Raw genomic sequence first — 3,507 nt, forward strand, 5'->3', positions numbered from 1 at the left:
GGTATTTTCCGGCAGCCGATGCCGCCGCAAAGCCGGCTCCCCCAGCCAGCAGCAGCATCCAGAGCACCCAGCCCGTCACCCGGCAGGCAATCTGGTGCTGCTCCGCTGCCGTCCTGCGCTTCCAGCGCCGTTGTTGCTTGATTTTCATAAGTCACCTTTCCTTAGAGCCTGTTTCGCATCTTTTTCCGCACATCTTTTCGGCAGATTTTGCCGGTGACTGCGTCAAAAAACCTTGCCATACGAGACAGTATGCCTGCGGATTTTTTCCTTATCACCGACAAAATCATGCTCGAAAATCTGCACAGAAAAAGATACGGCACAAGCTCTTAGATCAAAAGCTGCATTGCAGCACTTCCGCCAATGCCAAAGAGCACGGCCACGCATCCCGCCAGAAGCAGTACTGACACGCTGACCGTCAGCACCGTCCGCATGCGTCGGAACCAGAGGGTATGCTCCGCCCGCCGCAAAAGCGTCCGCCAATGTCCGGTGGCAGCATAGCACGCCGGCAGCAGTGCCAGCCCGTAGCTGCGCAGAAAATAGAAGTCTGATTCCGTGGGCATGATGCCCTCCATTCCCAGGAGAATCCGGCAGTACGACCAGACGTGGGCAAGGTCGGGCATGGTGAGAAGCAGCGAACCAACGCTGAGCAGTCCTCCCACCAGCAGATAGCGAAATCCGGTGTGTGTCCTGCGTTCTCCCATGGCGTGTTCCAGACAGAGCAGCAGTCCTATGGCGATACCCCACAGCAGGGACGGCAGCCGGAAGCCATACCACAGACCGATGCAGCCCCATGTCAGCGTAACTGCAATGGTGCGCAGCAGCGGATTCCGGCTGGAAAGATGCCCTCCCACATACTGAGAAAACCACTGGATCACCGTCCGGTTCCACTGCGCCGAAAACAGCAGGACAGACGGATAGAACAGCTTCTTGCCATAGCTTTCCGGCAGCTTTACGCCATAACAAAGAGCCAGTCCGATCGCCATGTCCGCATAGCCGGACAGTTCCAGATACAGGGAAAGCAGATGTGCCAGCACGCCGAGCCACGCCGTCAAAAAGGAGTAGCCAGAGAAATCCGTCTGCGCTGCCGAAAGGAAAAACATTCCCACCCAGTCGGCGAGCAGCAGCTTCTTGGCGAGTCCGGCCACAAAGCGCAGCAATCCGGCACCGGTCTGTTCCATGGAAACCGCACGCTGAAACTCCCAGCGCTGTGCGTCACGGTAGGACACCGCCGGCCCCAGGATCAGACGGGGATAGAACAGCATGTACAGGAAAAAGCTGCGCCAGTTCCGCTCCGCCGAGATCACGCCACGCCGGACATCGGCACAATATCCCACGCCCTGCAGCGCAAAAAATGCCAGCCCCAGCGGAAAGAACATGGTGCCGTCTAGGTACGCCGTCTTCCATGAGCGCAGCCAGTCGCTGCGCAGCAGAACCAGCACTGCCAGATATCCCAGCACCACGCCGGTGAGCAGCAGACCGCTCCGCCCTTTTCGGGACTTCCAGCGCTCCATCAGCCAGCCGGCGAAAAACGTCAGCGCCGTCAGCAAGAGCAGAACGCCAGCGGAGAGCAATCCGCCGCCCAGCAGAAACAGCACGCTGATGACCAGCATTGCCTCCCGTTTCCACCGATGGGGTACCAGACGGTAAAGCCCCAGCGTCATGGGGAAAAAGAGAAAGAGAAAGGTAAGGGATGCAAACTGCATGAGATCTCTCCTTTTCCTCAGGTTTCATCAGCCAGAAGCTGCTGCAATTCCTGCCGTGTCATCATGGTGTTGAGTACCTCCAGCAGCGATGCCGCCGAGAGCAGATCCGGCAGCCCCAGCCGCTTTTGCAGTGCTTTCCGGCGAGCCTTGCTGTCCGCACCGCCGGAGAGCCCCAGCTCATACAAATCATATCGGGTGATGGGATCGGCTTTCTCCGGTACTTCATCGGTCAGCACGCCCGCCTTGGCGAACGCCTCCAGCAGCACGTCTTTCCGGATACCTTCCACGCCGAGCTTGCCCTCCGCCGAGGGCTTTTCCTTGCGGTGCTCCTTGCCGTAGATATCGGGGATATAGACGTGATACAGCTTCCCGTCCCTGACTGCACCCTTCAGGTAATTCCGAATCTGAAAGCCTGCCCGATCGGAGTCGGTGAGCACAATGACGCCGGTGGTTCGGGCGTAATACTGAATCAGCGCCATTTTCTCCGGATCCCGAAAGATGCGGAAGCCGTTGGTGACGAGAATCACCGCATCCAGAATGGAGGAAAGCTTGATCTTATCGTACTTTCCCTCCACCACAATTGCCTGTGCAATATGAATCATGTTGTTTCTCCTTATCCAGCGGTAATTTGCAGCATGCGGACAATGGCTGACTCCAGCAGCGCACGCTCCGGCGTACTGGTGGAGTTCAGCTGAATCTCCAGATCACACAGCAGCTGCACGCAGGCACGCAGCCGTTCCGGCGGAATGCGCCGGCAGTCCCGAAACGCATTCTGCACCTGAAAATCAAAGGAATAGCTGAAGTCCTGCTTCATATCTGCAACGCTTTTTCCGGCATAGATTGCCGCAGAGGCACGGTACAAATCCAGAAACGCCGAAGCGATGGAGTGGACGATAAATGTCCGCTTGGTTCCCATGGCGTACAGCTTATCCAACTCCGCCATTGCCGTCTGCGACTTCTGGGCGACCACTGCACGTGCCAGATTGAACGTCGTCGTTTCCAGCTGGGGCGAGGTCATCTCCCGCACCATATCCGTTGTAATGGTTCCGCCGTCCGCATAGGCGCAGAGCTTTTCCAGCTCCCCCTGCAAAATCAGCGTATTGCCCATGCACAAACGCACTAGTTCCTCGGCACTCTTCTGTGGGAACGTACACCCCAGCTTCTCCGCCATGGCAGACAGTTCTTTCGCCAGTACCGCAGGTGTCCGCTGCACCGCCTCACAGACCACGCCATACTTGGCAATGCAGTCGATCAGCTTCTTGTTTCGTCCCGTGGGGTTGCGCTTTCCGTTCTTAACATCGAATCCGGTGACATCGAAAATCAGCACCGTTGCACCGCCCACGGTTTTCAGCAGTTCCAGCAGCTGCTTCAGCTGTTCTTCCCGCAGGGAGTCGGCGTTGCAGTCGTGCACCTGAATGCAGTTGTATTCCGAGAACATGGAGAACTGCCGTGCCGCATCTTCCAGCGCTTTCAGTTCCAGCTTCTGCCCGTCCATACGGGTCAGCGCCATGTCCGGTGCGCCGCCGGTCGCCTTTTTGATCAGCGCCGCAGTCAGCTGGCGCACCTGCACCAAATCCGCACCATAAATATAGTAGAGGTTTTGCAGCTCGCCCTTTCGAATCTGTCCGGCAAGCTGTTTGGGTTCCCATATGGGCATAAGTTTTCTCCTTTCCCCTGTCATTCCGGCGCCGTCACCGTAACCTCGCCGGAGGCGGTCACACGCAGCTGCACCGCCTCCTCCTGCACATAGGTTTCCGGCGGCAGGATGTCCTCCGGTGCAGGCTGCCGCCGCAGCACCAGCTTG

The 3,507-nt window shown here is 57.9% G+C and carries 3 protein-coding genes; all 3 read right to left on the bottom strand.

Annotated features, from left to right (window positions below):
* Positions 1 to 326: 326 nt before the first annotated feature.
* Genes QZL66_RS04465 through holA form a run of 3 tightly spaced genes read right to left on the bottom strand, consistent with a single transcriptional unit; the run spans position 327 to position 3,360 of the window.
* Positions 327 to 1,703 (bottom strand): MBOAT family O-acyltransferase, encoded by a 1,377-nt coding sequence (locus QZL66_RS04465; protein WP_022410545.1) that lies wholly within the window; start codon positions 1,701 to 1,703, stop codon positions 327 to 329.
* Positions 1,704 to 1,720: 17 nt separating this feature from the next.
* Entirely contained in the window at positions 1,721 to 2,305 is a 585-nt protein-coding gene (locus QZL66_RS04470) for a toprim domain-containing protein (protein ID WP_022410546.1), read from the bottom strand.
* An 11-nt stretch (positions 2,306 to 2,316) separates the two neighbouring features.
* On the bottom strand, positions 2,317 to 3,360 hold the full coding sequence (gene holA, locus QZL66_RS04475; RefSeq protein WP_022410547.1) for a DNA polymerase III subunit delta: 1,044 nt from the start codon (positions 3,358 to 3,360) through the stop codon (positions 2,317 to 2,319).
* Between the last annotated feature and the right edge of the window lie 147 nt (positions 3,361 to 3,507).

The sequence above is a fragment of the Ruminococcus sp. CAG:330 genome (assembly GCF_000437175.1).
Taxonomy (GTDB): domain Bacteria; phylum Bacillota; class Clostridia; order Oscillospirales; family Ruminococcaceae; genus Ruminococcus_C.